28 protein-coding genes are annotated in these 27,000 nt (G+C 62.4%); 7 read left to right on the forward strand and 21 right to left on the reverse strand.

Annotated elements, in window-relative coordinates:
• Position 1 precedes the first annotated feature (1 nt).
• Together mobA and ACS3QZ_RS08880 are read right to left on the reverse strand one after the other, a co-directional pair.
• Positions 2-646, reverse strand: coding sequence for a molybdenum cofactor guanylyltransferase MobA (gene mobA, locus ACS3QZ_RS08875; RefSeq protein WP_456037515.1), 645 nt, complete (start codon positions 644-646; stop codon positions 2-4).
• Positions 643-1,527: a formate dehydrogenase accessory sulfurtransferase FdhD gene (locus ACS3QZ_RS08880; protein ID WP_456037516.1), complete on the reverse strand. Its 885-nt coding sequence runs from the start codon at positions 1,525-1,527 to the stop codon at positions 643-645. The genes mobA and ACS3QZ_RS08880 overlap by 4 nt, the downstream gene beginning before the upstream one ends.
• A 150-nt stretch (positions 1,528-1,677) precedes the next feature.
• On the opposite strand from ACS3QZ_RS08880, the gene ACS3QZ_RS08885 reads away from it, so the two are divergent.
• Both ACS3QZ_RS08885 and ACS3QZ_RS08890 read left to right on the forward strand, forming a co-directional pair.
• The gene (locus ACS3QZ_RS08885; protein ID WP_456037517.1) at positions 1,678-2,391 is read left to right on the forward strand and encodes an AzlC family ABC transporter permease; all 714 of its coding nucleotides are present in this window, start codon (positions 1,678-1,680) and stop codon (positions 2,389-2,391) included.
• Complete coding sequence (locus tag ACS3QZ_RS08890; protein WP_456037518.1) at positions 2,388-2,705, forward strand: AzlD domain-containing protein; 318 nt, start codon at positions 2,388-2,390, stop codon at positions 2,703-2,705. The genes ACS3QZ_RS08885 and ACS3QZ_RS08890 overlap by 4 nt, the downstream gene beginning before the upstream one ends.
• Before the next feature lie 9 nt (positions 2,706-2,714).
• Here the strand turns inward: ACS3QZ_RS08890 and ACS3QZ_RS08895 are convergent, their stop codons facing one another.
• The 5 genes from ACS3QZ_RS08895 to ACS3QZ_RS08915 all read right to left on the reverse strand — a co-directional run bounded on the left by ACS3QZ_RS08895 (position 2,715) and on the right by ACS3QZ_RS08915 (position 6,823).
• On the reverse strand, positions 2,715-3,356 hold the full coding sequence (locus ACS3QZ_RS08895; protein ID WP_131814309.1) for a hypothetical protein: 642 nt from the start codon (positions 3,354-3,356) through the stop codon (positions 2,715-2,717).
• Between the two features lie 23 nt (positions 3,357-3,379).
• A complete protein-coding gene (locus ACS3QZ_RS08900; protein ID WP_093090287.1) occupies positions 3,380-3,514 on the reverse strand; it encodes an aa3-type cytochrome c oxidase subunit IV in 135 nt (44 codons plus the stop codon).
• 80 nt (positions 3,515-3,594) lie between these two features.
• A complete protein-coding gene (locus tag ACS3QZ_RS08905) occupies positions 3,595-3,996 on the reverse strand; it encodes a DUF6173 family protein (RefSeq protein WP_093092470.1) in 402 nt (133 codons plus the stop codon).
• 62 nt (positions 3,997-4,058) lie between these two features.
• Complete coding sequence (locus ACS3QZ_RS08910; RefSeq protein WP_456037519.1) at positions 4,059-5,102, reverse strand: MBL fold metallo-hydrolase; 1,044 nt, start codon at positions 5,100-5,102, stop codon at positions 4,059-4,061.
• On the reverse strand, positions 5,102-6,823 hold the full coding sequence (locus tag ACS3QZ_RS08915; protein WP_456037520.1) for an acyl-CoA dehydrogenase: 1,722 nt from the start codon (positions 6,821-6,823) through the stop codon (positions 5,102-5,104). The genes ACS3QZ_RS08910 and ACS3QZ_RS08915 overlap by 1 nt, the downstream gene beginning before the upstream one ends.
• 119 nt (positions 6,824-6,942) lie before the next feature.
• Here ACS3QZ_RS08915 and ACS3QZ_RS08920 point away from each other — a divergent pair, with 119 nt between their 5' ends.
• A complete protein-coding gene (locus tag ACS3QZ_RS08920) occupies positions 6,943-7,887 on the forward strand; it encodes an L-threonylcarbamoyladenylate synthase (RefSeq protein WP_456037521.1) in 945 nt (314 codons plus the stop codon).
• Positions 7,888-8,010: 123 nt separating this feature from the next.
• On the opposite strand, the gene ACS3QZ_RS08925 is transcribed toward ACS3QZ_RS08920, so the two are convergent.
• Positions 8,011-8,565, reverse strand: coding sequence for a YqgE/AlgH family protein (locus ACS3QZ_RS08925; RefSeq protein ID WP_456039325.1), 555 nt, complete (start codon positions 8,563-8,565; stop codon positions 8,011-8,013).
• A gap of 170 nt (positions 8,566-8,735) precedes the next feature.
• Here ACS3QZ_RS08925 and ACS3QZ_RS08930 point away from each other — a divergent pair, with 170 nt between their 5' ends.
• A complete protein-coding gene (locus ACS3QZ_RS08930; protein ID WP_456037522.1) occupies positions 8,736-9,539 on the forward strand; it encodes a protein-disulfide reductase DsbD domain-containing protein in 804 nt (267 codons plus the stop codon).
• A gap of 16 nt (positions 9,540-9,555) precedes the next feature.
• Here ACS3QZ_RS08930 and ACS3QZ_RS08935 read toward each other — a convergent pair whose 3' ends face one another.
• The 13 genes from ACS3QZ_RS08935 to ACS3QZ_RS08995 all read right to left on the reverse strand — a co-directional run bounded on the left by ACS3QZ_RS08935 (position 9,556) and on the right by ACS3QZ_RS08995 (position 24,210).
• Positions 9,556-12,951, reverse strand: coding sequence for an efflux RND transporter permease subunit (locus tag ACS3QZ_RS08935; RefSeq protein ID WP_456037523.1), 3,396 nt, complete (start codon positions 12,949-12,951; stop codon positions 9,556-9,558).
• Positions 12,952-12,955: 4 nt separating this feature from the next.
• Entirely contained in the window at positions 12,956-14,413 is a 1,458-nt protein-coding gene (locus tag ACS3QZ_RS08940; protein WP_456037524.1) for an efflux RND transporter periplasmic adaptor subunit, read from the reverse strand.
• Positions 14,414-14,570: 157 nt separating this feature from the next.
• Positions 14,571-15,113, reverse strand: a complete 543-nt coding sequence (gene moaB, locus ACS3QZ_RS08945; RefSeq protein WP_456037525.1) for a molybdenum cofactor biosynthesis protein B — start codon at positions 15,111-15,113, stop codon at positions 14,571-14,573.
• 15 nt (positions 15,114-15,128) lie between these two features.
• Positions 15,129-15,725 (reverse strand): metallophosphoesterase family protein, encoded by a 597-nt coding sequence (locus tag ACS3QZ_RS08950; protein WP_456037526.1) that lies wholly within the window; start codon positions 15,723-15,725, stop codon positions 15,129-15,131.
• The gene (locus ACS3QZ_RS08955; RefSeq protein WP_456037527.1) at positions 15,722-16,510 is read right to left on the reverse strand and encodes a uracil-DNA glycosylase; all 789 of its coding nucleotides are present in this window, start codon (positions 16,508-16,510) and stop codon (positions 15,722-15,724) included. Before ACS3QZ_RS08955 ends, ACS3QZ_RS08950 begins: the two co-directional genes overlap by 4 nt.
• A gap of 69 nt (positions 16,511-16,579) precedes the next feature.
• The gene (locus ACS3QZ_RS08960) at positions 16,580-17,533 is read right to left on the reverse strand and encodes a 2-hydroxyacid dehydrogenase (protein ID WP_456037528.1); all 954 of its coding nucleotides are present in this window, start codon (positions 17,531-17,533) and stop codon (positions 16,580-16,582) included.
• A complete protein-coding gene (locus ACS3QZ_RS08965) occupies positions 17,530-17,868 on the reverse strand; it encodes a tRNA-binding protein (protein WP_456037529.1) in 339 nt (112 codons plus the stop codon). The genes ACS3QZ_RS08960 and ACS3QZ_RS08965 overlap by 4 nt, the downstream gene beginning before the upstream one ends.
• Positions 17,861-18,676 (reverse strand): pyrroline-5-carboxylate reductase, encoded by an 816-nt coding sequence (gene proC, locus ACS3QZ_RS08970; protein WP_456037530.1) that lies wholly within the window; start codon positions 18,674-18,676, stop codon positions 17,861-17,863. Before proC ends, ACS3QZ_RS08965 begins: the two co-directional genes overlap by 8 nt.
• 33 nt (positions 18,677-18,709) lie before the next feature.
• Positions 18,710-19,210 carry a type III secretion system chaperone family protein gene (locus tag ACS3QZ_RS08975; protein WP_456037531.1) on the reverse strand — a complete coding sequence of 167 codons (501 nt, stop codon included), beginning with the start codon at positions 19,208-19,210 and terminating at the stop codon, positions 18,710-18,712.
• Positions 19,211-19,452: 242 nt separating this feature from the next.
• Positions 19,453-20,685 carry an efflux RND transporter periplasmic adaptor subunit gene (locus ACS3QZ_RS08980; protein ID WP_456037532.1) on the reverse strand — a complete coding sequence of 411 codons (1,233 nt, stop codon included), beginning with the start codon at positions 20,683-20,685 and terminating at the stop codon, positions 19,453-19,455.
• Between the two features lie 5 nt (positions 20,686-20,690).
• A complete protein-coding gene (locus ACS3QZ_RS08985) occupies positions 20,691-23,054 on the reverse strand; it encodes an ABC transporter permease (protein WP_456037533.1) in 2,364 nt (787 codons plus the stop codon).
• A 4-nt stretch (positions 23,055-23,058) separates the two neighbouring features.
• Positions 23,059-23,787 (reverse strand): ABC transporter ATP-binding protein, encoded by a 729-nt coding sequence (locus tag ACS3QZ_RS08990; protein WP_093090317.1) that lies wholly within the window; start codon positions 23,785-23,787, stop codon positions 23,059-23,061.
• A 183-nt stretch (positions 23,788-23,970) separates the two neighbouring features.
• The gene (locus ACS3QZ_RS08995; RefSeq protein ID WP_093090319.1) at positions 23,971-24,210 is read right to left on the reverse strand and encodes an accessory factor UbiK family protein; all 240 of its coding nucleotides are present in this window, start codon (positions 24,208-24,210) and stop codon (positions 23,971-23,973) included.
• A gap of 97 nt (positions 24,211-24,307) precedes the next feature.
• Between ACS3QZ_RS08995 and lgt the strand changes: the two genes are divergently transcribed.
• Genes lgt through pgeF form a run of 3 tightly spaced genes read left to right on the forward strand, consistent with a single transcriptional unit; the run spans position 24,308 to position 26,999 of the window.
• The gene (gene lgt / locus ACS3QZ_RS09000; RefSeq protein ID WP_456037534.1) at positions 24,308-25,189 is read left to right on the forward strand and encodes a prolipoprotein diacylglyceryl transferase; all 882 of its coding nucleotides are present in this window, start codon (positions 24,308-24,310) and stop codon (positions 25,187-25,189) included.
• Complete coding sequence (locus tag ACS3QZ_RS09005; RefSeq protein ID WP_456037535.1) at positions 25,186-26,244, forward strand: class I SAM-dependent methyltransferase; 1,059 nt, start codon at positions 25,186-25,188, stop codon at positions 26,242-26,244. The genes lgt and ACS3QZ_RS09005 overlap by 4 nt, the downstream gene beginning before the upstream one ends.
• A complete protein-coding gene (gene pgeF, locus ACS3QZ_RS09010) occupies positions 26,241-26,999 on the forward strand; it encodes a peptidoglycan editing factor PgeF (protein WP_456037536.1) in 759 nt (252 codons plus the stop codon). The genes ACS3QZ_RS09005 and pgeF overlap by 4 nt, the downstream gene beginning before the upstream one ends.
• Position 27,000 lies beyond the last annotated feature (1 nt).

Here is a 27,000-nt window from a genome sequence, read left to right on the forward strand (position 1 = left end):
GTCACTCCTCCCCCACCATCGCCTGTGCCACAACGAGGTCCTCGGGCGTGTTCACGTTGAAAAACGGGTCCACATGATCCGCATCAAACTCCGCCAGCCGCCCGCCATGCGGATCGCTCCACAGCACCACCTTGCGCAGCCCGCCTTCCAGCGCGCGCCGCAGATCATCGCGCAGGGCAACAGGCCAGATGCCGAAAGTCGGGTGCCGGATCAACCCGGACCGCGACATGGATTTCGTCACCTCTCCCGCCTTGCGCGGAGTCGCTGCCAGGGCCAGCCGGTGCTTCATACCTTCCGTCGCCAAAAGCAAGCGCGGCACCAGATCGCAAGGAAAAAAAGGCGTATCCGCGGCCACGGTCACGATGGTGTCCCCACCCTGCTCCGCCGCCCAGTCCAGCCCCGCCAGCACCCCGGCCAGAGGCCCGGCATAATCCTCGATACTGTCCGCCAGCACCGGCAAATTCAGATCATCAAACCGCGCCGCATCTCCATTGGCATTCAGAGCAACCTGCGCCACCTGAGGGGCCAGCCGGTCTATCACATGCTCCAGGATCGACTGTCCGCCAAGCATCAGGCGCCCCTTGTCGCCCCCGCCCATACGCGTGGCCTGGCCACCCGCCAGAATAACGCCCAACGGCTGCTTCATGACGGCGCTCCTTTGCGGCGGTGCTTGCGGTCTTCCTCGACCACGCTGGCCGGGTCCACGTCCCGCACCAGCCGTTCCTCCCCGCTCAGACAGACAAACCGCCGCCCCCGCATCCGGCCCACAACGGTAAGCCCAACCTGACGAGCGATCTCGACGCCCCAAGCGGTGAAGCCCGACCGCGACACCAGCACCGGAATGCCCATCAGCGCGGTCTTGATCACCATCTCGGACGTCAGCCGCCCAGTGGTATAAAGCACCTTGTCATCGGGCCCCGTTCCGGTGTCGAACATCCAGCCAGAGATCTTATCGACCGCATTATGCCGTCCGACATCTTCCATATAAACAAGGGGCCGCGCCCCCTGGCACAGAACCGTGCCATGAATGGCCCCGGCTTCAAGATAGAGGGACGGCGTTCGGTTAATCGTATGGGCCAGCGCGTAAAGGTCGGATGTCCTGACTTCGGTCTGCGGCAAACGCACGTCCTCAAGCCCTTCCATCATGTCCCCGAAAACCGTGCCAACCGCGCAGCCAGAGGTGCGGGTCTTCTTCTTAAGCTTTTCTTCATGGCTGGTCTCTATGGTGGTGCGCACAACCACGACCTCAAGCTCTTCGTCATAATCGACCGCCGTGACCACATCTTCGGCACGTAACATGCCCTGATTGCGCAAAAACCCGAGTGCCAGATATTCGGGATAATCGCCAATCGTCATCGCAGTGACGATTTCCTGCCGGTTAAGATAGATCGTCAGCGGCCGTTCCTCGACCACGGAAATCTCCACCGGGTTTCCGTCATGATCATACCCGCTCACCGCCCGCGTCAGCCGCGCGGCACTCGGTTCCGGGGCGATCAGGTACTGGGACGTCACATCAAGGGTCGACACGCTCTTCTCCCGTTCGGCATCATGCCCGGCGACCCTACGACCGTTTCCGGCGCTTGACCACCACCCAAGCATAGTCCTGCAACCATGCCAATTGCATCGCCATGCCTCGCGCGTTAGAGCAGATCGGTGCAGACGCATTCAGGACCTGGCATGGCTTCGTATTTTGACCGTTCATATTACCTTAAGGGCATTCGCGACGGGTTGCCCTTCATCTTTGTGGTGGCGCCCTTTGGCCTGCTTTTCGGCGTCGTCGCGACCGAAGCCGGCCTGTCGATATTTGAGACCATGTCCTTCACGGTCCTCGTCATCGCGGGGGCGGCACAGTTCACCGCCCTGCAACTCATGGCCGAGAATGCACCGACGGTGATCGTCATCATCTCTGCGCTCGCCGTCAATCTGCGCATGGCGATGTATTCGGCCTCGCTCACCCCCCATATTGGCGGCCTGCCCTTCTGGCATCGAGCCATTGCTGCCTATTTCCTCGTGGACCAGAACTACGCGTTGTCCAGCGTGAAATACGAGCAAGAGCCGGACATGACCCTGCCCCAGAAGTTCTCTTACATGATGGGTGCGATCACGCCTGTCGCACCCAACTGGTATCTTGCGACCCTCTTGGGCGCCCTGATCGGCAAGACGATCCCACCGGGTCTGGCGCTGGATTTTGCGGTGCCGATCTGTTTTCTGGCCATGATCGGCCCGATGCTGCGCACCGGGGCGCATGTCGCCGCGGCGCTCGTTGCCGTCACGCTGTCGCTGGTCTTTGCCTTCCTGCCCTACAATCTTGGCCTCATGGTCGCGGGCATTGCCGGGATGATCACCGGGGCACAGGTTGAACTCTGGACGGAAAGGCGCCGCACGTCATGAAGGAAATCTGGATTGTCATCATCGCGATGGGCTTCGGCACCTTTGGCCTGCGCTTCCTGTTTCTGGGGCTTGTCGGGGATCGCGAAATGCCGCCCTGGGTACTGCGCCACCTGCGCTACACGGCCGTCGCCATTCTCCCGGCCCTTGTCACGCCTTTGGTCGTCTGGCCACAGGCCACCAGTGGCGCGATCGACCCGCCCCGTCTGATGGCGGCGCTGGTGACACTGGCGCTCGGACTGCGGTACGGCAATGTATTGCTGGCGATTGGCGGGGGCGCGGTCACGCTGTATGGCGCGCTTTACCTGCTGGGCTGATCCGGGCGATCAGTTCACCTTGGGTTTGTTCAGCTCGTATTCGGGAATGAACGCTTTCAGAACCCGGGAGTTGTCGTCCCCATCCTGCTCGAACAACCGGTCATAGCTGGCGCCCTTCTTGGCGAAATACTCGGACAATTTCAGGGGGGAATAGGTGACTGGAGCACCTTCGAACCCGGGCAGGCTCGCTATGATGCTTGATGTCGTATAGGCACATTGCGCTTCAAGAACCGGACCCGTCGACTGCGCCTTGCGCAACGCCATTTCGGCGACTTGAGGACTGACGTCGACGGATTGCAGAACCACGTGATACGTCTCGCGCGCGTGGTAACGGGTGTATTGATCCACCAGATAGGGGCTCATCCCATAGACCACATCGTTCTTGGCGACGATGCCCCCGGTTCGAAACGATCCCGCCGGATCAAAAGCCACCCGTTGGCTCCCGTTGATCATCAAAGAAGTGTGTGCGCCCGCGCCACTCGAGTTCGAAATCATCGTGTACAGCGTCAGACGCGGCGGACCCGAATGCACATAGCGGGCCTGCGCCACTTCTGCGTCTGACGAATTGGTCTCAACGGGATTGCGTATGGAACACGCCGTAAGCGTAGCCATAACGGCCAACGCCGTACAAAGGCGAAGCAACGTTTTCATGCCTGCAATCCCGCCTGTCCGTATCAGCTGTTGAAAAGCGCCAGGAAAATCAGGACACCAATCGATACGCCGGCAACCCACATCGACGCCTTGATGAATCCGGCAAAGGTTTTTTCCTGAACGGAGATATCCATCGACCCTTGTTTATGTTCAGCCATGTTCGCATTCCTTAAGTCTTGTTTCCCGCTGGATAGCGCATTCGCGCTGGCCTGTCACCACGTCAATGTCGCGCAGGGGATCAGGATTTTGCCAGATCCTGCGCCAGCCGGAACCCGATCCGGGTTGGGGCGCCTTCTTCCACCTGCCGAGGCAGGGCACGCAGCATCACGTTGAGCTGGCTGACATGCTGGACAAGCTGGGTTTTTATGCCGTTCGAATCGGTGCCGTAGAAGGTGACGATATCCGGGTCGAAGAACCCCATGCCCTCGATCCTGAGAACCCCGGCATCTCCTCCGGTGAACCCCATCGCGACCTCGTGTTCATTGTCCAGTTGCTGTTCGAAATTCTGGATATAGAGAATCAGCCGCTCATAGGCCCATTCTGCCGGGCTTTTCTGTGTAACGGGCGTTTGCGCCACAGAGTCAGGCACCGCACAGGGCTCCACGTCAGGATCGGCATGAACTTCATGGCGACGCGGCATGGCCGCCGCCTCAACTGCTTCGGCGGTGGTCTTGATCTCTTCGTCGCTCACGCGGGTCTCCCTCAGCCAATCTTCTGCCACATCCACGCGCCGTCGTGGCGCAGGGTGCGGCTTACCAGTCCAACATGGTAAAGATGGTTGAGATGGGCAAGGGCCTCGACCAGAGCCAGCCCATAAGCCCCCTTGTCAATCGTGCGCTTGAACAATGGCGGGAAACACTCGCTCGCGGTCTTGGGCGTGTCCAGATGCCCCACCAGCCGTTCCAGCGCACCATGGTGGTTGTCGATCAGTTGCCGCATCCGCGTCGGTGCACCGGTAAAGGGCAGTTTGTGCCCGCCAAGCACCAACTGGTCAGGTCGGGCATATTGCTTGAGCCGCTCGCAGCTTTCCAGCCAATCGGCCACCGGGTCTGCCTCGGGTTCCGTGGCATAGACCCCGATGTTGGAACTGATCGAGGGCAAGATCTGGTCCCCCGACAGGACAAGATTGTCGCCCCGACTCCACAGGGTCGCGTGCTCGGGCGCATGGCCATTGCCAATATGTACGTCCCAGTCACGCCCACCGATGCGGATCACGTCATCCTGCTTGATCCGGCGAAAGCCCAGAGGCATCGGCGCCACCACGTCGGCAAAGTTGAAGGGCCGCTCGCTCTTGCGCTCATTATAGATCTCTTCATCCATGCCGCAGCGGCGATAGAATTCCAACGTCTCCTGACGCGGCACCGCCTGCTCATCAAGCTGCAGCATGCGCGCAAACAACCATGCCGTGCGCGTCGTCCAAAGCTCCGCGCCATGCTCTTCCTGGAACCAACCGGCCAACCCGACATGGTCGGGGTGGTGATGGGTCACGACCAGCCGCGAAATCGGCTTGCCCCCCAGCGGTCCCGCCATAAGCCCGCCCCATATCGCACGACTGCGCTTGCTGTCGAACCCGGTGTCGATAATGGTCCAGCTATCGCCCTCGTCCAGCGCATAGATATTGACATGATCCAGCGCCATCGGCAGCGGCAGCCGCATCCAAAGGACACCCTCGGCCACCTCGATCGCTTGCCCCTCTTCCGGCGGCGTCTCCCAAGGGTAACGAATGCCTGCTGCGCCGTCCGCCATCAAGCCGCGCCCAGGTCTTCTGCGCTCAGCGCATAGAGTTCATCTGCCCCCTGCATCGCGTGGGTCAACAGGCCGACATGCTCTGGCAGCAGGCGTTTGACATAGAACTGCGCCAGCTTGCTGCGCGGTCCCTGCCCACCTTCAGCCACGGCCGCGCGCAGGTGGTAATACCCACCCAGCACCCGCGCAAACCCCTTGAGGAACGGCACAGAGCCGGCAAAACGGTCGTTCATGTTGCCCTGGGCCACCATCCACTCGGTCGCCTCGCGCAGGGTTTCCGTGGCCTGCCAGACCGGCTCGGCCAACTCCGGGAATGTGCCACGTACGGCTTCGGCCCGGTCCTCAATCTCGTCCAGCAGCGCATAGGCGGCCTCGCCCCCGTCCATCAGCTTGCGCCCCACAAGGTCCATCGACTGAATGCCATTGGTGCCCTCATAAATCGCGGTCACGCGAACATCGCGGGCATACTGAGCCGCCCCGGTTTCCTCGATGAAGCCCATGCCGCCATGCACCTGAACACCCATTTCAGCCACGGCGATGCCAGTGTCGGTGCCAAACGCCTTGGCAATCGGTGTCAGGAAAGCGGCCCGTGCCTTCCAATCCTTGTCGTCGGTGGCGGTCCCCATGTCGATCGCCACGGCACAGGCCATTTCGATGGCGCGCGCGGCAAAGATATCGGCTTTCATCGTCGCCAGCATCCGGCGCACATCCGCGTGATCCAGAATGGTGCCGCTGCCGTCTCCGACGGGTGTGCGGCCCTGCTTGCGGTCCATCGCATAGGCCAGCGCATGCTGATAGGCGCCCTCGGCAACGCCCACACCCTGACCACCGACGCCAAGGCGCGCGTTGTTCATCATGGTGAACATGCATTTCATGCCGTCATGTTCGTTCCCGATCAGCCAACCGGTCGCCCCATCATACTCCATCACGGCCGTGGGTGAGCCATGCAGGCCCAGCTTGTGTTCAAGGCTCACCACCTTGAGGCTGTTGGCCACGCCCGGCTCTCCGTTCTCGTCCGGAATGTACTTGGGCACCATGAACAGGCTGATCCCTTTGGTGCCCGGCGCCCCATCCGGCAAACGAGCCAGAACAAGGTGGCAGACGTTCTTGGTGAAGTCATTGTCACCCCAACTGATGAAGATCTTCTGCCCCGACACCGCATAGCTGCCATCGCCATTCGGTTCGGCTTTGGAGCGCAGCGCGCCCACATCGGACCCCGCTGCCGGTTCTGTCAGGTTCATTGTTCCGGCCCATTCGCCAGTCATCAGCTTGGGCAGGTAAAGCGCCTTGATTTCGTCGCTTGCATGATGTTCCAACGCCTCGATCTGGCCCTGCGTCATCAGCGGGTTCAGTTGCAGCGACAGACAGGCTGCGCTCATCATCTCGTTCACCGCCGTGGTGATCGAATGCGGCAGCCCCATGCCGCCATGTTCCAGCGACGCGCTGGTCGAAATCCACCCGCCCTCGGCAATCTGCGCATAGGCCTCGGCAAAACCGGGCGAAGTCCGCACCACGCCATTTTCCAACACCGCGCCCTGCAGGTCGCCATTGCGCTGCAACGGGTACATCACCTCTTCACACATCCGCCCCGCCTCGGACAGGATGGCATCCGTCACGTCCTTGTCCGCATCCGCAAAACGCTCGGTCGCCGTGACATCGGCAAAATCCACCACGTGGTCGAACAGGAACTGGAAGTCGGTCACAGGGGCGCGGAAGGGCATGGCTTTCTCCAATTGGCTTGGCTTTGGGTGCAGGCGCTTGTATGCAGCTTTTCACCCAAGAGTAAGGGGCTTCAACAGCCCAACAAAGAAAAACGCAGCGTCACAGGAGAGGGCCGCCCGTGCAGACCAAGCGCCTTTTGTCAGACGAGACCGGCTTTGATCACGCCTGCACCATTCTGCAAAATGGCGGGCTGGTCGCCTTTCCAACCGAAACGGTCTACGGGCTTGGCGCAGATGCCCGCAACGATCACGCGGTTGCACGCATTTTCGAGGCCAAGAGCCGCCCGCGCTTCAACCCACTGATCGTGCATGTGGCCGACATCGCCACGGCAAAGCGCTTTGTCATCTGGAACGATACCGCCGACCGCCTCGCCGCTGCGTTCTGGCCCGGCCCCCTGACCCTGGTCCTGCCACTCGCGCCGGACAGCGGCCTGTCGCCACTGGTCACGGCCGAGCTTCCGACACTGGCAATCCGCGTGCCCGAACACCCGGTCGCCCGCACCCTGCTCAAGCGTTTCGGTGGCCCCGTGGCTGCCCCTTCGGCCAACCCTTCCGGCAAGATCAGCCCAACAACCGCCGGCCACGTCGCTGACGGCCTCTCTGGCCGGATTGACGCTATTCTGGACGGAGGGGCCTGCGGCGTCGGGGTCGAATCCACCATTCTTGGTCTCTGGGAAATCCCGATCCTGCTGCGCCAGGGCGGCCTGCCGCAGGAAGCCATAGAGGCCGCGCTTGGCGCTGCCGTAGCGACCCACCAATCCGGCGATCCCCTGACCGCACCGGGTCAGATGACCTCGCATTACGCCCCCGGCGCGCGCATCCGCCTCAATGCCACGACGCTGGGCGCGGGCGAGATATTACTGGGCTTCGGAAAAGTCGACAACGCCACACTCAACCTCAGCCCGTCGGGTGACCTGACAGAAGCGGCGGCGAACCTGTTTCACTTCCTGCACCGGCTCGACGCGGAAAACCCCGAAACAATCGCCGTTTCTCCGATCCCGGACCATGGTCTCGGTCGCGCCATAAACGACCGCCTCGCCCGCGCCGCCGCGCCGCGCCCCTGATTTTCCTTTTGTCATAGATACCCGGGGGTGAGCGCCGTCTTGGAAACGGTCTCGTGGACCGTTTCAGGCGTGAACGGGCGGAGCCCAGGCTTGCTGTGACGGGGCAGCGCCCTAAAACCCGCGTCAGGCATGCCCCGCCGTCGCCGACAGGCTGAGCGCATCCACGCCGATGCTTTTCAGCGCCTCCGGCCACTTTTCGGCATTGGCTAGGTCAAACACCAACTCCGGTGTCGCATCGCAGATCAACCAGCCGTTGGCCGCGATTTCGCTTTCCAACTGACCCGGCCCCCAGCCGCTGTATCCAAGCGCCAGCAAGGTTCTTTCCGGCCCCGCGCCCGTCGCCATCGCTTCCAGAACATCCTGTGTCGCGGTCATGCCGAAGGCTTCGTTCACCCGCAGGGTCGACAGGTCCGAACGATATTCCGAGGAATGCAACACGAACCCCCGCCCCCCCTCTACCGGGCCGCCGAAATAGAGGTTTCCGTCGTATTCCGGGCGCTCCAGACGGATCGACAACTGCTTGAGGAGGTCTGAAACGCGCATTCGGTCCATCGTCTTGTTGACGATCAGCCCCATCGCGCCCTCTTCTGAATGGGCACACAGAAACACCACTGAATGGGCAAAACGCGGATCGCCCATGCCGGGCATGGCAATCAGCATCTTGCCAGTCAGGTCCATTGCTGTATCGCTGTCTTCCGTCAATGCCTCATCCCTGTGCTGTTGTGCTCCTTTCCAACATGTGCCCCCGAACGTGATGACGCAAGGGTGATTGGCATGTTTCAAACCCGCGACATTTTCTCGCCGGAATGTGAGTTGGCATTGAACGTCGAATGGCCCAGATGTGAGACATGATCCAAAAGCTACTGTCCATCACCTGCCTGCTCCTTGGCCTCGCGACGTTCCCTGTTCACGCCCAATCCTACGATGGTGTGGTGCGGGCCGAGATCCTGCCGGGCTGGCGTAACAGCGACGGCAGCCACACGGCGGCGATCCGGATTTCCCTCAATCCGGGATGGAAGACCTACTGGCGTGCACCGGGCGACGCGGGCATTCCGCCGCGTTTCGACTGGGGCGGTTCGCGCAACCTGCGCGGCCTCGACATCACGTGGCCGACTCCTCATGTTTTTCAGCAGAACGGCATGCGCTCGATTGGTTACAAGCAGGAACTGGTCCTGCCGGTACGCATCACACCGAAATCGGCAGACAAGCCGATCCGGCTGAAGGCCCATCTGGACATTGGTGTCTGCCGTGACATCTGTGTGCCGCAGCAGATCACCGTCAAGGCCGAGCTCCCACCGGGCGGCAAACGCGACGCCCGCATTGCTGCCGCACTTGCCGATCGTCCGCTATCGGGCTCCGAGGCCGGCCTGCGTACTGTCACCTGCCGCCTCAGCCCGACCCGGGACGGATTGAAGCTGACCGCGCGCATTGACATGCCCAGCGCCGGCGGGACGGAGGTCGCCGTGATCGAGACGGTCGATCCGGAGATCTGGATTGCGGAAGGCACCGCCCAACGTCAGGGCGGGACTCTGGTTACCGAGACCGAGATGATGCATGTCGAAGGCAAGCCCTTCATTCTTGATCGTTCGACCCTGCGCTTCACCGTTCTGGGCGCCCGCCACGCGGTTGATATTCGCGGCTGCGCGGGCTGACATCAGCCCTTGCGGCTTATCCCCGCGCCGCCCGGCGACGGGCAAACAATTGGCCCAACAGACCAATGCCATAGCCCAGCATGGTGATACCCCAGGCGCCGACCGCGAACACAACCACTGTCAATCCGGGGCCCTTGACGGACCCCAAAACAGGCACCAGCGCCACAAGTTGCGGATGCATTCCGCCCTGCCACAAAGTCCAGCCCAGCGTCAGCCCGAGCCAAACCACCAGGACCGCCCCGGTCCCGAGCACAAGGCCACGCAGACCGCGCGCCCGCACCCCCCGACGCAGCGCGGCCACTTGGCGCGACACGTCCGCCTGCATCGCCAGTAGCGCGGGCACCACGATCAGAACCAGCACCATCCCGAACCCAAGCCCATAGACCAGCGTGATCACCGTCGGCTTGAGAAACTGCGCCTGCTGCGAGCGCTCGAACAACAACGGAGCGAGGCCCAGAACGGTGGTCGCAGTGGTCAGAAACACGGGCCGCAAGCGGTCTGCAGTGCCGTCAATGATCGACGGGATCAACCCGCGATCATGCGCATAATCGTCAATCGTCGTCACCAGCACAATCGAGTCGTTGATGATGATCCCGGTCATCCCGATCAGCCCGACCACGGTGAACATGCTGAGCGGAACCTCGTGCATGTAGTGCCCATAGATCGTCCCGACGAGACCAAATGGAATGATCGCCATGACCACGACAGGCCGGGTCCAGCTTGAAAACACCCAGGCCAGTACAAGGTATATCCCTGTCAGACACAGGATCAGCCCCGTGCGCGCATCGCTCAGGAAATTGTCCTCCTGCTCGCTCAGCCCGGCAAGTTGCCATTCGACCTGTTGTTCGCTGGCAATGCGGGGCAGGATGTCTTCCTGCAGACGTTCGATGATCAGCTCGGCCCGCGCCGGATCGTCCTCGGAAATGTCCCCCGTCACCTTGATCTGCCGCACACCGTTTTCCCGACGCACCGTACTGAACCCCGTGCGGCTTTCCACCGTTACCAGGTCGGCCAATGGCACGTACTTGCCTTGGGGCGTGCGCATAAGACTGCCCTCGAGAAAGTCCGCCGTCAGCTCCCCTTCGGGCAGCTGGACCCGAATGCGCGCGCTACGCGGCCCGTCCGGGTAGGTCGCCGCCTCCAGCCCGTTCAGGCGATGCCGCAAGACCCGCCCAAGTGAGTCGATGGAAAACCCGAGCGCATGCCCTTGCGGGGTCAATTCGAGGATCAGTTCCTGCTTGTCATAGTTCAAGCTGTCCTCGACCGCCGATACCTCGGGAAACTCTGCAAGCGCGGTCTTGAGCGCTTCGCTTGCCGCCTTGAGCGTGTCGCTGTCCGCGCCAAAAAACTGCACGTCCAGCGCATCGCCCCCCGGCCCAGACCGCCAGCCCCTGAACGACACCGTTTCGACAAGCGGGTGACGCGCCACGCGGTCCTGCAACTCGCCGACAAAGGCAAAACTGGAATAGGGGCGCAGATCCGCGTCGATCAACTCGATGGCGATCCCGCCCAAAAGGTCCGCATCCATCGTATCCGATCCCGGGATCGGTCGCCCGGAATTGCCCCCGACCTCGGCCAGCACATAGTCCAACGGGTTGCGCCCATAACGTTCTTCGTATTCCTTGCCCAGTTCCTCGGTCGCGCGCTGCATCTCGCGCATCATGGCAAGGCTGTCCTCGCGCGAAGCACTGGGCAGCATCGCGAAGTTCCCCGTAACGGACCCACGCTCCGGCGCGTTGAAGAAACGCCACTGCACATCTCCCTGAATGAACAACACAGCCTGTGTGGCAAGGATCAGGATCGCTCCGGCAACCACCGGGTAACGCATGACCACAACAAGCCGGATCATGCGCCGGAAAACCACGTCGCGGAACCAGCGGAATCCGCGGTTTACCACCCGGCTCGGGATGTCATACCAATGCTCCTTGGCGGTGTGCTTGAGCGCATGGGCCATGTGATTGGGCAGGATCAGGAAACATTCGATCAGCGAAGCCGCCAGCACCGCAATCACGGTGAACGGTATGTCCGCGATCAGGTCGCCGAACCGTCCCGAGATCATGGTCAGACCAAAAAAGGCGATGATCGTGGTCAGAGTTGAACTGAACACCGGCATCGCCATCCGTCGCGCCGCGTTTTCAGCCGCCACCACCGGCGTTTCATTCAAACGCCGCGCCCGTGCATCCGCATGTTCCCCCACCACGATTGCATCATCCACCACGATACCCAGCGTGATGATCAGCGCAAACAACGAGATCATGTTGATCGTCAATCCGCCGATATACATCAGGGCCACCGCCGCGAGCATCGCCGTCGGAATACCCGCCGCCACCCAGATCGCGGTCCGCGCATTGAGAAACAGGAACAGCAGGCACACGACGAGCACCAGCCCCATGGCCCCGTTGTCCAGAAGGATGTTCAAACGCCCCGTGATCGCCTCGGCCCGAGTTCGGATCAACTGGATTTCCACCCCTTGCGGCAGGGTCGCTTGCATGGTGCGCGCGACGTCTTCGACCGTGGCCTGTATGCCGATGGCATCGCCTTTGTCGCTGCGGTCGATGCGGATCGAAATAGCCGGGTCTTCGCCAACGAAATAGCTGCGGTTGCGGTTCACCCCCTCGACCCGGATCAACGCCACGTCCCCGATCGTCAGCTTGGTCCCGTCCGGGTTTGATCGCAGAATGATCCCGGCGATCTCGTCCGGTGCACGTTTCTCGACCCCCGTGCGCACCCGGGCCACGGCCCCCGTCACATCTCCGGCCGGATCTGCATTGACCTCGGCCTTGATCGCCTCGGCGATCTGGGCAATCGACACATCATGAGTAATCAGCGCAACCGACGAGATCTCGACAATCGTTTCCCGCTCCGCAAGGCCGCGTATGGTGGTCCGCGTCACGCCCTCCGCATAAAGCCGCGCGACAAACTCATCGGCAAATCGCGCGATCTGGTCGATGGCCACGGGGCCCGTGATCACCACATCCGTGACCCGATCCCGCCAGCGCCCGCGCCGCACGACCGGCTCCTCGGCCTCTTCCGGCAGGGTGCTGACCGCATCCACCGCGACCTGTACGTCGTCCGTCGCCCGTGCCATGTCCCAACCGGGCTCGAAGTCCAGCGTGATCCGCGCGCGGCCTTCGGTCGAACGGGAGTTCGTCTGCTCCACCCCCTCAACAGCCAGCATCGCAGGTTCCAGAACCTGTACGATCGCCGCGTCCACGTCCTCGGCTCCGGCCCCTTCCCAAGTCACCGAGACCGTCACATTGTCGACGATCACGTCGGGAAAGAACTGTGCACGCATGCGCGGAAACGCCGCCAGCCCGGCAATGATCAACACCACCAGCAACAGGTTGGCCGCTGTCGCGTGGCGCGTGAAGTATGACAGGATGCCCCCGGCGCGATCTCCCAGTTCGCGCATGGCCTCAGCCCCCCATCCGGCTTTGCAGACGCTCGATCATGCGTGCTGGAACCTCGGGCCGATTGAGTGCCGTGATCAGGCGTTTCTTGACATCCGCCGGGATCGCCTTGTTGGCCTCGATAAAGGCGACATACCGCGCGCGGTCTTCGTCACTCAACGCCACCATCTCGGGCGCTTCGGGTGTTGCCGCTCCCGTGGCACTCAGCGGTTTCACGGCGATACCTTCGCCCAGAAGGGGCGTCCGACGCGTCACAACGCGTTGCCCGGCAAGCCCCGCCCCCCGCACGAGAACAGTGTCGCCCTGGCGGCGCAGCAGTCGCACCGTCATCGCCTCAAGCCGATCCCCGTCGCCGACAACGAGCACTTCACCGCCCGCATCCAACGCCGTCGCGGGCAGTTGCACGACATTCTCCAGCACCCGTTCCTGAACCCGCACGGTCACGAAATCCCCGGGCTTCAAGCCGCGCGCGCCATCCAGTCGCGCAAAAAGCACCCGCCCGGTCTGCCCCTCGCCCACGGCCGCCGCATCCCGCGTGATCACGCCCGTTGCCGTCAGGTCCGATCCCATAACGTCCAGCGACACTCTTACTTCCGATGGATAAAGCCTGTTCTGATCATCCAGCAGACGCGCATATTGCGGGGTCGACACCCGAAACGCTACTTCAAGCGCGTCACTGTCGATTAGTTGGGCCAGCTTTTCGTTGCGCGACACCAGCCCGCCCTGCACCACCGAGACTTCCGACAACGCACCCGAGAAATCCGCCGTGATGATCGTGTCCTTCAGATCTGTCTCCGCCTCGGCCAGCGCAATACGCGTACGCTCCAGCCGGGTCGCCGCCTGATCCACGCGTGCCTCGGCCTGAGCAAGGGCGCGGCGGTTGGACAACACCGCCTGCCGCGCGCCGGCCACCGCCAGTTCCGCGGTTTCCACCGACGCTGCCGTGCCCACACCCCGTTCGCGCAAATCGACTTGCCGTTCGTATGCACGGTTGCGCAGGTCAAACTGAGCCTCGGCCGCTGCCAACTCGTCCTGGGCCAGTTTCAAGGTGCGTTTTGCATCCCGCTCCTCAGCCGCGGCATCCAGTAGATCGCTTGTGATCCGTTCCACGGCATAGCGCGCCTTGGTCGGATCGACCTGCACCAGCACCTCGCCCGCGCTCACCTCGGCCCCTTCCTCGAATTTCTCCGAAAGCTGGACGATCGTGCCCGCGGCCGCCGCGCGGATTTCAAGGCTGCGACGGCTGCGGACTTCGCCAAAGGCCACCAGCTCCGGCGCGATATCCTCGGGCGCAGCGGTGACTACATTGACGGTAAACACTCGCTCACGCGCAGGAGGGGCCTTGCTGTCCCGCGCCAACCGTTCCTCGATCGCGTCGCGCACCAACTGCCCGGCAAACAACAGAACCCCCACCGTCACGGCCAGCAGGAACAAACCTGTCAAACTCTGTCGCAAAAACCGCATCTGCCGGCCTCTCACTCGCGCGAACCGTCCACAATTCTAAGAACTCGGACGAAAAATTGCCAATCCAACTCGGGGTTTATACGCGCCCGACGGGATTTTCCGTCACAAATTGTGACGCGTCACCTCATATTTTTGCGAGACAGGTACCGCAAAGCGCCTATTTGCGGCGCATATGCTCGTCAAGACGGGGCATGATTTCCACAAAATTGCAGGGCCTGTGGCGATAATCCAGCTGCCATTTCAGGATCTCGTCCCAGGCATCCTTGCACGCCCCCGGACTGCCCGGCAAAGCAAACAGATAGGTGCCCTGCGCCACGCCCCCCGTTGCACGGCTCTGCACCGCGCTGGTACCGATCTTTTCCATCGAAACCATGGTAAAGACCGTCCCAAACGCCTCGATTTCCTTTTCATAGACGTCACGATGCGCCTCGACCGTAACATCCCGCCCGGTCAGCCCAGTTCCCCCCGTCGAAATGATCACGTCGATCGCGTCACTGCTGCACCATGTGCGCAATTGCGCCGCGATCTCGGCGCGCTCGTCCTGAATGATCTTGCGATCGGCCAACACATGCCCTGCGTCTTCCAACCGCGACACCAGCACGTCCCCCGACCGGTCCTCTTCCAAAGACCGCGTATCGCTCACCGTCAGAACGGCGATCCGCACCGGGATAAAATCTTTGCTCTCGTCGATCCGGCCCATGGCCATACTCCTGTCTCAGTCGAATTCGAACCAGTTCGCCGCCGGCCCCAGGTTGACCACGCGCGATGCGCCCACCATGGCGCTCTGGCCCCAGCAATCGTGAATATGCCCGCACATGACCAGCCCCGGCTGCGCCCGCTCAATTGTCTCCAGCACCGCCACCGAGCCAAGCGAAAGCCCGTTGGAGGTCCGGTCCACCACGCCCTTGGGCGGGGAATGGCTGATCAATATATCCACCTCCCCGCAGCCGGCCAACATCTCTCTCGCGCGCTCTTCAGGAAGGTCACAGGACCAGTCGGTGAACGGCGTCACCGGCACCGCATAACCCAGCCCGAAAATCCGCAACCCGCCGATTTCACACGCCTGCCCATGCAGCACAATTGCCGCCTCGGGCGCCGCCGCCCGCAATTCTGCTTCGCTTTCGTTGTTCCCCGGCACAAGCACCATCGGCGCCGAAATGCCGCTCAACAACTCGAGCGCATCCGCCAGATCGCGCCGCCGGTTGCAGAAATCCCCCGCTCCAATCACAAGGTCCGCGTCCCGGCTGGCTTCCACGAGGACGCGGGCCGCACGGGCCGAATGATGCATATCCGAAAACGCCAGAACCTTCATGTACTCGTCTCCAACCGCGCCTTCAGGCTTAGCAAATCGGCCCAGGCTTCACGCTTCGCCCCCGGCTGGCGCAGCAGGTAGGCGGGGTGGAACATTGGCATCACCGGCTTTCCAAAAGCTTCCTGCCAATTGCCCCGCAATCGCGTGATCCCACGTCGATTCAGCACCGCCTGACAGCTGATATTCCCCATCAGAACAATCACGTCCGGCGCCACGATTTCGACATGCCGTTCCAGGAACGGCTTCAGCATGGCGATCTCTTCCGGTTTCGGATCGCGATTTTGCGGCGGGCGCCACGGGAGCACGTTGGTGATATAGACAGCATCCTTCGACATTGGCGCATCACGCCCCATGTCGATTGCAGCCAGCATCCTATCGAGCAGCTGCCCGGCCCGCCCGACAAAGGGCTTGCCTTCGCGGTCCTCGTCCCGCCCTGGTGCTTCACCGATGATCATGACCCGTGCGGCCGGATTGCCATCGGAAAACACGAGGTTACGCGCACCGCGCTTCAACTCGCAGTGTTCGAACGCCGCCATCGCCGCCCGCAACTCATCGAGATCCTTCACCCCTTGCAGCGCCGCGACCGCCTCGCGCACAGGGTCCACCTTGGGCGCCACCGGGGCTTGCATCGGAGCCGCCGGGGCCACAGGCGCGGTCGGTTTCTTTGGTGCCTCGGGCACCTCGTAACGATTGAGAGGGGCGTCCAGAATGGCCTCGGTCACGCCAAGCTCCACCTGCCATTCCAGCAGGGCACGCGCCGTGTGATAGTCCAAAGCCGATTCCATGACAGCTACTCTAGTGTGCCCGGCAGGGGGTTGAAACTGCTCATTGTCCGCCGGAACAACGCGTGACGATCAGACCACGTTGGGTAACGGCCGTCCCTGGTCGAACGCCTCAAGATTGGCCACCGCCATCATTCCCATCGACGTGCGCACCTCAAGCGCCGCCGTGCCCAGATGGGGCAACAGCGTCACGTTCTCCAACGCCAAAAGCGCCTCGGGCACCTTGGGCTCGAATTCATACACATCAAGCCCCGCACCGCCAATCAACTGGTCCTGCAGCGCCGCAATCAGCGCAGATTCGTCGACAACGTCGCCACGCGAAATGTTGATGAACCGCGCGTGCGGTGGCATCGCCGCAAAAACCTCGGCCCCGATCAGGTGGTGCGTTCCCGCCCCACCCGGAACCGCCGCAACAAGGAAATCCACCTCTGCGGCCAACCCGGTCAGGCTCTCGAACCGTTGCGCCTCGAATTCCATTGGCCGGGGCGACCGGTTGAAATAGGACACCTTCATGCCGAACCCAAAGAAACAGCGCTGCGCGATGGCCTGTCCGATGCGCCCCATGCCAACGATTCCAACATGTTTGCCCGACATGTGCAGGCCCAGCATCTGCGTCGGATGCCATCCCTGCCATTGCCCCGAACGGACCAGCCGCTCGCCTTCACCAGCGCGCCGCGCGCTCATCAGCATCAGGGTCATAGCGATGTCCGCCGTCGCGTCCGTAACTGCACCCGGCGTGTTGGTCACGCCCACACCGGCAGCCTTGGCGGCGTCTACGTCGATATGATTGTACCCGACCCCGAAATTGGCGAGCAGCTTGCAGCGCGGCGCGGCGACGTCCGCAAAAACATGCTTATCGAACGCGTCCCCAAGCGTCGGCATGACCATGTCATATTCACGCAACGCGTGGCGCAGATCATTGTCGCGCAGCGGCAGGTTGCTCTGCCGCACGGTCACGTCAAAACTCTCGCGGGCCCGCGCCAAAACGGGCTCGGGCATCGGCCTTGTGATCAGCAGTGTCTTCAATGCATCCGCCCTCCGTTGGGAACGGCGCCATCCGGCCCGATCAATACGATTTCACCGTCCGCATCGGGCAATCCAAGAACAAGGATTTCCGACATGAACTTTCCGATCTGGCGGGGGGGGAAGTTCACCACCGCCATCACCTGTTTGCCCACCAGGCCATCGGGATCATAGTGCTGCGTGATCTGGGCCGAGCTTTTCCGCGTACCGATCTCGTCCCCGAAATCGACCCACAGTTTGATCGCGGGTCTGCGCGCTTCTGGATAGGGTTCAGCCCGCACAACGGTGCCCACCCTGATATCCACCTTAAGAAACTCGTCAAAACTCAGATCACCCATTGGCCAGCTCCCGCGACCGATCCGCCGCTGCGCCCACTGTGCGAATGATCAGAGGCGGCAATCCTTTGGCCGGGTCCATCAACACCTCAAGCCCGGCCTGTGTTGTGCCGTTCGGGCTGGTCACGTTTTCACGCAGCGTTGTCGGGCTTTCCTCGGACTGCTCGGCCAGCGCCCCCGCCCCGGCCACCGTCGCCTTGGCCAAAGCCATCGACATTTCCGGCGGCAGCCCCTGTGCTTCGCCCGCCGCCGCCAGCGTTTCGATCAGATGAAAGACATAAGCCGGCCCCGAGCCACTGACCCCTGTAACCGCGTCGATCTGGGATTCGCGCTCCAGCCGCACCACCTGCCCGATGGCGTTCAACAACCCTTCGGCCATCGCCAGACCATCCGCTCCCGCATGGTCGTTGCCAATGATCGCGGTGATCCCCTTGCCCACGGCCGCTGGTGTATTTGGCATGGCGCGGACGATGGGTGTGCGGTCGCCCAACATGCCTTCATAGCTTTCAATGGAAATCCCGGCGGCCACCGACACGAACAGCGTCTCACCATTGCCCATCGCCTTGAGCACAGGCAGCGCCTCGGCCATCATCTGGGGTTTCACAGCAATCAGGACAATTGCGGGCGCTGCGGGCAAATCGGAATTCACATGCACGCCACTGTTTTGCACCCATTCACTCGGATAAGGATCCTGAACCCAGACCGATTTCGCAGGCAATCCGTCCGCAAGCCACCCCTGCAGCATGGCCGACCCCATCTTGCCGCATCCCAGCAGCACAAGGCCCTTTTCGGCCACCGAACTCATATCCATAACGCCCCCCTTCATCGCTTTTGGGGGCAAGTGTTACGCCCGCCCGTAAGCCTCTGCAATGGCAACCTGCATGGCATCTTCCACCTTACGATCTCCCCAGACCACAAGCTGGAACGCCGGGTAGAACCGTTCCGCGCTGACAATCGCCGCACTGATCATCATGTCAATCTGATCCGGGCTGGCGACCTGCCCGCCACTCAGCACAAGGCCGTAGCGGTAGATCATCAGCTTCTGCTGCTCCCAGTACGTAAACGCCCCGGCCCAGCACTGATCATTCACGGCATTCAGCGCCTCGTGAAGTTGGGGCAACTTGTCGGCGGGCGGCTCCATTTCGAAGGAACAGACCAGACGCAGGGTCTCGTCATAAGCGGACCAGGCCAACGTGATCGAATAGGTGCGCCACTGCCCCTCGACGGCCATAGCGATCTGGTCATCAGCGATGCGATCAAAGCTCCAGTCGTGGTGCTCGGCGATATGTTCGACGATGTCGATTGGGTGAAGGTCTTCTTCGAGAAACTGCTCTGACAATGCCATGGCGCCACCTCTTTTTGCTGTTGCGCCCGGGGAATGGCAGCGCCCCTAGCGCTTGGTGCCTGCTCTATAAGATGCGGAGTATTCCGCCCCTCTTACCAGATATGGTGCTGTGCCAGAGCGCTGCTGTAAAGCAAAATATCTGTGGATAACGCAATAAGTTGTGGATGAAACGCATCAAAGCACAAGGTAAGCGCTGATTGTTTCGCCCCCGCCAACAGCCTGTCCGCACGTGTCAGGATGGTCTATTCCGCACCGCGCTTCGCAACCTTGCCGCCATCCACAAGCCCCGCCGACGGATACAGCACGACGCGTTCGCCAACCTCAAGCCCATCCAGAACCTGTGCATCTATCCCGTTGTTGCGACCGGGTTCAACCATCCGCAACACGGCCTGTCCCGCGTCACTCAAAACGAACACTGCCCAGCCGCCATTCTGCCGGAACAGGGCACTGGACGGCACGATCAGCGTGTCTTCCTCCTGCCAAACGACAATCCGGGTTTCGACCCGGAACCCATGGCCCAGCGAAGCGCGGGTTTCGGGTGGCTCGGTGAACTGGATCACGGACTTCACCCGCTGCTCCTCCACGCCCAGCGCCGAATACTTGGTAAATCCCCACGGATCGATCCGCTCGACCTTCCCGTGCAAGTCGCCCTCTCCACCCCAGTTGGTGATCAAGACCGGATCGCCAACGCTGACCTGAACCGCATCCGTCGACAACAACTCGACCACCACTTCCAGATCGCTGGCCGTATCACCCACTTCAAGGATCGGCGCGCCCGCGCCCAGCGTGGTTTCGCTTTTCTGGATCACGCGCAGCACCCGCCCGGTGATCGGGGACGGCACATCAATTGGCGTCGCATTCGCACCCGTTGCCGCATCATAGAGCCCCTGGTCATCAAAGCTGATCAGTCGCGCGTGGGCGTTGTTGAGATCGGCAATCCGCATTGAGATCGCGGCCCGCGCCGTGTCGACCGTGGCCTGAACCGACCGCCACGTCCCCTCGGCCCGGTCCAGCGCCGCTTGCGAGATCGTATCCTGTTCATGCAGCTTGCGGGCGCGTTTCACGTCTTCAGAGGCGAGGTCCCGATCCGCCAGCGCCTTGTTCAGATCGGCCTGCGCCACCCGCAACGCGGCTTCTGCCGCCGCAATCGCGGCGCGCGCCTGTTCGCGGGTACGGATGTCGAGCGCCGACGGGTTGGTCGGCAACATGCGCGCTACGACCGTCTTGCCCGCCTCAACGTAATCCCCCGGCTCCAGTTCAACGCGCATCAACCGCCCAGCGATCGGCGTGGACACGACATACGGGTCACGCACCTCGGTGCGCGCCTCCTCGTCCACGGTCTGCATCATCGCGCCACGCCGGACTTCGCCGAGATCGACGAGCATCGGCTGCGGCCAGAACGCCGCCGTCAACCCCGCCGCCACCAGAACCGCCGCCCCAAGTGTCAAAATCCGCCGTGACTGCCGCTTTGCCATCTCGCCTACTCTCTCGTCTTCAGGGTCGCCACGAGGTCGACCTTCTCAATATCACGTTTCACCAACCACCCCGACAGGATCGCCGCCACCACCACTGCCCCCCCGGCCAGCCCATAGGCGTCAGGTTTGAAATCGGTGGATATCTGGTAAAGATCGGTGCTGAACCCGGCGGCCACAAGGAAGGACAATCCATACCCTATGGCCACGCCCAACGGGATCGCGAGGAACACCACGATCGCCAGCTCCCCCAAGAGGATGAACGCCGCCTCGCCCTGCGTGAACCCCATCACCCGCAAACTGGCGAGATCGCGGGATTGCTCACCAAAGCTGATCCGCGCCGTGTTGTAAACAATTCCAAAGGTGATGATCCCGGCAATCGCGGCCATGATGAACCGCATGGTCCCTGCCCCGCTGTCCATCAGCTTTTTCATGGCCGCGCGGGAGTCGCTCTTGCGAGAGACCCCGGCAACACTGGGCACATCCTTGAGCGCTGCAAAAAGCGCCGGGTAGGCCTGCGCGTCCACCCGCAAATAAGCCCCGGTAATCCGCCCCGGTTCATTCAGCTCCCGGTTCAGAACATCCAGCTTCATGAAGGCAGGCGCCCCCAGCAACGTGTCCGCAATCCGCGCGACGGGCACCTCCAGCACCGGGCGTCGCCCTTCCAGCACCTCAACCATAATCCGATCCCCCGGACCAACCTTGAGGATATCGGCCAGCGCCTTGGCCAGCACGATCCCCGCATCCGGCATCGGTATGTCCGCGTGGTCCGCATCCACCGCCCGGCTCAGCCGCGCGCCGGGCACAAGCCCGGTGATCCCGCCCCGGTAGCTTTCCGTGCCATGGCGCAGCACGGCGCTGACCGAGCGTGTCGGTTCTACCTCGATCACCCCCGGAAGGTGCTGCAGGGCAAAGGCTGTCTTGTCCGGCATCTGTTCAAAAAAGGTCACGGCGACGTCCGACCGGTCGATAACATCGAACGTCTGGTCCAGCGTATCGTCGAACCCGCTCATCACGGTCAATTGCGCCGAACTCAGCCCCATCCCCGCCGCGATGCCCAGCACCGCGCCAAACACGCGCCCCGGATTGCGCACCACCCGGCGCAGCACCATGCGACTGGGTTGGTCCAGCCACCTCTTGAGCCGCGCATTGAGCGCGCCCGAACGCGAATAATCTGCCGGTGCAGGCGGCCGCATCGCCACTGCGGGGGTCAGGGCAAAGACCTGGCGCAACACCAAAAGCCCCCCGGCCATCGCCGCCAGCACGCTCACCGCGACGCCCGACACAAACGACGACGGTTCGACCCGAAATACAAGGAACGGAAAGTGATAGACCGCCTGGTAGACCCCGGCCAGCAACCGCCCGCTCCACACGCCCCCGGCACAGCCCAGCGCCGCGCCAAACACAGCGATCGCCACCACCAGCTTGACGTAGTGCAGCGACACTTCCCAATCGGTGTAGCCAAACGCCTTGATCAATCCGATCTGCTCGCGTTCGGACTGCACCATGCGGCTCACCACGATGTAGAGCAGAAAGGCCGCCACCGCCATGAAGATCGGCGGCACAACTGACGACGTTGTGCGCAAGCCCTTGATTTCTTCACTCAGGAACCGGTTGGAAAGCTGGTCTTCCAGGGCATATGACCCCAACCCGCCATAGCGGTCGAGCAGAGCATCCGCCGCCGCCAGCACGGGTTCGACCTGCGCCCCCCGCTCCAGCTTCAAAAGCGCTTCGTTGAAGGCCCCCTTGAGATCATAGGCAGCCTCCAGCGCGTCCTGGTTCATCCAGATCACGGCAAAGCGCGCATCATCCGGCACGAACTCCCCCGGCGCGATGGTGAACAGGAACTCGGGCGCCTGCGCGATGCCGACAATGCGGAAATCACGTCGGCTGCCATGCATCGTTGCCGACAGGTGATCGCCCAGAGTCAGGCCATGCGCCCTTGCGAAGCTTCTGAGCAAAAGCACCTCTTCGGTGCGTCCCGCCTGCGGCATCCGCCCATCTGCGAGATACACGCCATTGAGCCGCGGTTCTCGCCATGGCGGCAAGGAAACAACCTGCGCCCGCACGGGCATGTCCTGCCCCGCGATCTCGACAAGGGCACCGCCCTGAATGCGCCCCTCAACCGCATCCACCCCCGGAATCGCCGCAAGCCGTTCCAGCATCTTTTCCGGCGCGCGCACCACGGGGGCAAACACATCCGCCAGACGGTAGCGTTCATAATAAGTGCGCCGGGTTTCATCGAGCGACGAGATCATCCCCGACATCATGACAAGCAACAGAACCCCCACCGCGACCACTAGCGCAATCGCGCCCGCCTGGCCTTTGATCCGCCAGAGGTCGCGCAGCAGCTTGTGGTTCAGCGCACCCATGATCCTACCACTCGATCTCGTCAGGGCTGACTCTGTGGTCGTTAACCTCGACCGAGCGAATCGCCCCGTCCGCGAAGTTGATCACCCGATGCGCCATCTGTGCCGTTGCGGCGGCGTGGGTGACAATCATCACCGTCGCGCCCAGCTCGCGATTCACATCGTTGATCACATGCAGCACCGCACGCCCCGTGGTGCTGTCCAGCGCGCCGGTCGGTTCATCGCAGAACAAGACCGTCGGGTTCTTTGCAATCGCCCGCGCAATCGCCACGCGCTGCTGCTCACCGCCCGACATCTGCGCCGGAAAATGATCCATGCGCTTGCCCAGGCCAACAAGATGCAACGCCTTTTCCACGTCCATGGGATCTTCGGCAATTTCGGTGACGAGCTCCACATTCTCGCGCGCGGTCAGCGATGGCATCAGGTTGTAGAACTGAAAGACAAAGCCGACATGATCGCGCCGATAGAGTGTCAGCTCCCGGTCGCTCATCTGCGACAGGTTCTGATCCTCGAAAAAGGCGTCGCCCTCCGTCGCCCGGTCAAGTCCGCCAATGATGTTGAGCAGGGTCGACTTGCCCGATCCGCTGGGGCCAAGCAGCACCACGATCTCGCCCTTGGGAATCTCGAGATCGACACCGCGCAGCGCATGCACGGCGGCAGGGCCTTCTCCGTAAACCTTGGTCAAGCCGCGAGTGACAAACGTGGTTTGTCCGGCGGGTTCAGAGTCCTTGGCCATGCAAGCCCCCCTTTTTCCGTGGGGCAGCCTAGGTGACCGGGGCGCCCCGGTCCATGCCTCCCGCTGCGTCACATCCGCTGCGGCCCAAGGGGCGCTGCCCCATCGCGGCCTTGCCGCGATTCCCCGGGATATTTCTGGCAAAAGGAAGACCCGGAGCGATCAATTGCCCGGGTCCTAATTGTCTCACTTGTTTTCCAGCGCCTCGATGCGGGCCTTCAGCGCTTCGTTTTCCTCGCGCGCCTTCTGCGCCATGGCGCGGACCGCGTCGAATTCTTCACGCGTCACGAAATCCCGGTCCGCCAACCAACGATCCATCATTGATTTCATGGCGTTTTCCGCCTCGTCCTTGGCGCCCTGGGCCACGCCCATGGCGTTGGTCATCAGTTGCGACATGTCGTCCATGAATTTATTGCGGGTCTGCATCTGTCTCTCCGACGTTACCTTTGGCCTCTATATGGGACGCGCGCGGCTGAGACACAAGGTTGACACTTGCCGCAGCCCATGGCCAAACAGACCCCAAATGCGAGCACAAATTCCCTTTCCCGACGTCTCACCCGAGCTGTTCTCGATCACGATCTTCGGATTCGAGCTGGCCCTGCGCTGGTATGCGCTAGCCTATATCGTTGGCATCCTGATCGGCTGGCGCCTTGTGGTCGCCGCCCTCCGGGCAGAACGCCTCTGGCCTGCCAATATGCCACCGATGACGGCCAGACAGGTCGAAGACCTGCTGACATGGGTGATCCTCGGCGTGATCCTTGGCGGTCGGCTGGGCTATGTCCTGTTTTACAAGGCCGGGTATTACGCTCAGAACCCTGCGGAAATCCTGCAGATCTGGGCGGGCGGCATGTCCTTTCACGGCGGGTTCCTGGGCGTGATCGTTGCGGCGTGGCTATACAGCCGCAAATACGCCATCCCCAAGCTATCAATGTCAGACGCCATCGCGCTTGGCGTCGCGCCGGGCCTGCTCTTGGGGCGCATCGCCAATTTCATCAATGCCGAGCTTTGGGGCCGTCCGACCGACCTGCCCTGGGGCGTGACCTTTCCCGGATACGCAGCGCAGGATTGCGGACAGGCGCTTGGCGACATTTGCGCACGCCACCCTTCGCAGCTCTACGAAGCGCTGCTCGAAGGCCTGATCCTTGGCGCGGTCCTTCTCTGGTTGGCGTGGCGTCGCAGCGCTCTGAAATTCCCGGGCCGTATCGCGGGCGTGTTCTTTGCCGGCTATGGTCTGGCCCGGTTCATTGTCGAATTCGTCCGCCAGCCGGACGCGCAATTCATCTCCGAGGGCAACCCGCTGGGGCTGGTATGGCATATCGGCGGCTATGGTCTCACCATGGGCCAACTCCTGTCCCTGCCCATGATCCTGCTTGGGCTATGGCTGATCCGGCAGGCGCGGGCATGAGCGACATGAAAGATCACCTGATCCGCCGCATCCGCAGCTCCGGCCCGATGACCGTGGCCGAGTTCATGACCGAAGCCCTGCTGCATCCGACACTCGGTTACTACACCACCCGCGATCCACTTGGCGCAAAAGGCGATTTCACCACCGCGCCGGAAATCAGCCAGATGTTTGGCGAGATGATCGGCCTCGCGCTGGCGCAGGCGTGGATGGATCAGGGCGCCCCCAACCCATTCACACTGGCCGAACCCGGCCCCGGACGCGGCACGCTCATGGCCGATATCCTGCGCGCCACCCGCGCAGTACCCGGTTTTCACGCCGCCATGCAACTCTGCCTGATCGAGGCCTCGCCGGCCTTGCGCGAGAAACAACGCGCCCTGCTGGGTGACGGGGCGACATGGCTCGACACGCTGGATCAGCTTCCCGACCAACCGCTGTTCCTTGTCGCCAACGAGTTTTTCGACGCCCTGCCCATCCGCCAGTTCCAACGTGGTGCCGAGGGCTGGCAGGAACGTCTGATCGGCCTGCGGGACGAGGCGCTGACCATCGGCCTTGGCCCGGAACAGCCGCGCGCCGATCTTGAGCACCGGCTTGCGGATACGATCGAAGGCCAGATCGTCGAGATCTGCCCCCCCGCCCCGGCGCTGGCCCAGTCGATCGGCGGCCGGATCGCGGAATTTGGCGGCGCAGCGCTGATCATCGACTATGGCGACTGGCGAGCGCGCGGGGACACATTGCAGGCTGTGCAGGATCACCAACCGATCGACCCGCTGATCGCCCCCGGCACATCTGACCTGACCGCCCATGTCGACTTCGAAGTTCTCGCCAAGGAAGCCGGCTGTGCACATGCCCAGCTTACCCCGCAGGGTGTCTTTCTCGAACGGCTCGGCATCACCGCACGGGCTCAGGCGCTCGCAACCCGGCTTGAGGGGGACGCACTTACGGCCCATGTCGCCGCGCATCGACGCTTGACGCATCCCGAGGAAATGGGAAACCTGTTCAAGGTTCTTGCCCTCTTTCCAGAGGGCGCCACGCCACCGCCCGGATGTGATCCATGACACTCGAGATACTCACTGCAGACATACTTGGACCCGTACACCACGGTTTCTTCACGCGCAGGGGCGGCGCCTCCTCAGGTGTGTTCGAAGGGCTGAACTGCGGCCCCGGAAGCTCGGATCAGACAGAGATCGTCAGTATCAACCGGGCGCGCGTCGCTTCGGCCATGGATGTTCCGGTGGAAAAACTCGTGACCGTGCATCAGGCTCACACGCCCGATGTCGCCGTCGTGACCGCCCCCATCGCCGGTGACAAACCCGTCGCGGATGCCATGGTCACGAACGTGCCGGGCCTTGCCCTCGCAATTCTCACCGCCGATTGCCAGCCGGTTCTGTTTTCCGATGACGAGGCCGGTGTGGTCGGCGCAGCCCATGCCGGGTGGCGCGGGGCGCTTGACGGTGTTCTGGAAGCCACGGTCGAGGCCATGATCGACCGTGGTGCACGTCGCGACAGTATAAAGGCCGCCATCGGACCCTCCATTTCCCAGAAGGCCTACGAGGTTGGGCCGGAGTTTCTCGACATTTTCCTAGCCGCCCATTCGGACAACAGCCGATTCTTCACAAATGGTGCGGGCGATCGGATGCTGTTCGACCTGCCCGCCTACGGGCTGCATCGCCTGCGCCAGGCAGGGATCGGCCGCGCGGAGTGGATTCGTCATTGCACCTATTCCGATCCGCAGCGCTTTTTCTCTTATCGCCGCAGCACTCACGCCCGTGAAGCCGACTATGGTCGGCTGATTTCGGTGATCCGTCTCTAGA

This window comes from Shimia sp. W99 (genome assembly GCF_053851455.3).

What these genes read in the sequence shown, in the direction of transcription:
- mobA (WP_456037515.1), bottom strand. Translation starts at nt 646, where the DNA reads ATGAAGCAGCCGTTGGGCGTTATTCTGGCGGGTGGCCAGGCCACGCGT.
- ACS3QZ_RS08885 (WP_456037517.1), top strand. Translation starts at nt 1,678, where the DNA reads ATGGCTTCGTATTTTGACCGTTCATATTACCTTAAGGGCATTCGCGAC.
- ACS3QZ_RS08890 (WP_456037518.1), top strand. Translation starts at nt 2,388, where the DNA reads ATGAAGGAAATCTGGATTGTCATCATCGCGATGGGCTTCGGCACCTTT.
- ACS3QZ_RS08895 (WP_131814309.1), bottom strand. Translation starts at nt 3,356, where the DNA reads ATGAAAACGTTGCTTCGCCTTTGTACGGCGTTGGCCGTTATGGCTACG.
- ACS3QZ_RS08900 (WP_093090287.1), bottom strand. Translation starts at nt 3,514, where the DNA reads ATGGCTGAACATAAACAAGGGTCGATGGATATCTCCGTTCAGGAAAAA.
- ACS3QZ_RS08905 (WP_093092470.1), bottom strand. Translation starts at nt 3,996, where the DNA reads ATGCCGCGTCGCCATGAAGTTCATGCCGATCCTGACGTGGAGCCCTGT.
- ACS3QZ_RS08910 (WP_456037519.1), bottom strand. Translation starts at nt 5,102, where the DNA reads ATGGCGGACGGCGCAGCAGGCATTCGTTACCCTTGGGAGACGCCGCCG.
- ACS3QZ_RS08915 (WP_456037520.1), bottom strand. Translation starts at nt 6,823, where the DNA reads ATGCCCTTCCGCGCCCCTGTGACCGACTTCCAGTTCCTGTTCGACCAC.
- ACS3QZ_RS08925 (WP_456039325.1), bottom strand. Translation starts at nt 8,565, where the DNA reads ATGGACCTGACTGGCAAGATGCTGATTGCCATGCCCGGCATGGGCGAT.
- ACS3QZ_RS08930 (WP_456037522.1), top strand. Translation starts at nt 8,736, where the DNA reads ATGATCCAAAAGCTACTGTCCATCACCTGCCTGCTCCTTGGCCTCGCG.
- ACS3QZ_RS08935 (WP_456037523.1), bottom strand. Translation starts at nt 12,951, where the DNA reads ATGCGCGAACTGGGAGATCGCGCCGGGGGCATCCTGTCATACTTCACG.
- ACS3QZ_RS08940 (WP_456037524.1), bottom strand. Translation starts at nt 14,413, where the DNA reads ATGCGGTTTTTGCGACAGAGTTTGACAGGTTTGTTCCTGCTGGCCGTG.
- moaB (WP_456037525.1), bottom strand. Translation starts at nt 15,113, where the DNA reads ATGGGCCGGATCGACGAGAGCAAAGATTTTATCCCGGTGCGGATCGCC.
- ACS3QZ_RS08950 (WP_456037526.1), bottom strand. Translation starts at nt 15,725, where the DNA reads ATGAAGGTTCTGGCGTTTTCGGATATGCATCATTCGGCCCGTGCGGCC.
- ACS3QZ_RS08955 (WP_456037527.1), bottom strand. Translation starts at nt 16,510, where the DNA reads ATGGAATCGGCTTTGGACTATCACACGGCGCGTGCCCTGCTGGAATGG.
- ACS3QZ_RS08965 (WP_456037529.1), bottom strand. Translation starts at nt 17,868, where the DNA reads ATGGGTGATCTGAGTTTTGACGAGTTTCTTAAGGTGGATATCAGGGTG.
- proC (WP_456037530.1), bottom strand. Translation starts at nt 18,676, where the DNA reads ATGGATATGAGTTCGGTGGCCGAAAAGGGCCTTGTGCTGCTGGGATGC.
- ACS3QZ_RS08975 (WP_456037531.1), bottom strand. Translation starts at nt 19,210, where the DNA reads ATGGCATTGTCAGAGCAGTTTCTCGAAGAAGACCTTCACCCAATCGAC.
- ACS3QZ_RS08980 (WP_456037532.1), bottom strand. Translation starts at nt 20,685, where the DNA reads ATGGCAAAGCGGCAGTCACGGCGGATTTTGACACTTGGGGCGGCGGTT.
- ACS3QZ_RS08985 (WP_456037533.1), bottom strand. Translation starts at nt 23,054, where the DNA reads ATGGGTGCGCTGAACCACAAGCTGCTGCGCGACCTCTGGCGGATCAAA.
- ACS3QZ_RS08990 (WP_093090317.1), bottom strand. Translation starts at nt 23,787, where the DNA reads ATGGCCAAGGACTCTGAACCCGCCGGACAAACCACGTTTGTCACTCGC.
- ACS3QZ_RS08995 (WP_093090319.1), bottom strand. Translation starts at nt 24,210, where the DNA reads ATGCAGACCCGCAATAAATTCATGGACGACATGTCGCAACTGATGACC.
- lgt (WP_456037534.1), top strand. Translation starts at nt 24,308, where the DNA reads ATGCGAGCACAAATTCCCTTTCCCGACGTCTCACCCGAGCTGTTCTCG.
- ACS3QZ_RS09005 (WP_456037535.1), top strand. Translation starts at nt 25,186, where the DNA reads ATGAGCGACATGAAAGATCACCTGATCCGCCGCATCCGCAGCTCCGGC.
- pgeF (WP_456037536.1), top strand. Translation starts at nt 26,241, where the DNA reads ATGACACTCGAGATACTCACTGCAGACATACTTGGACCCGTACACCAC.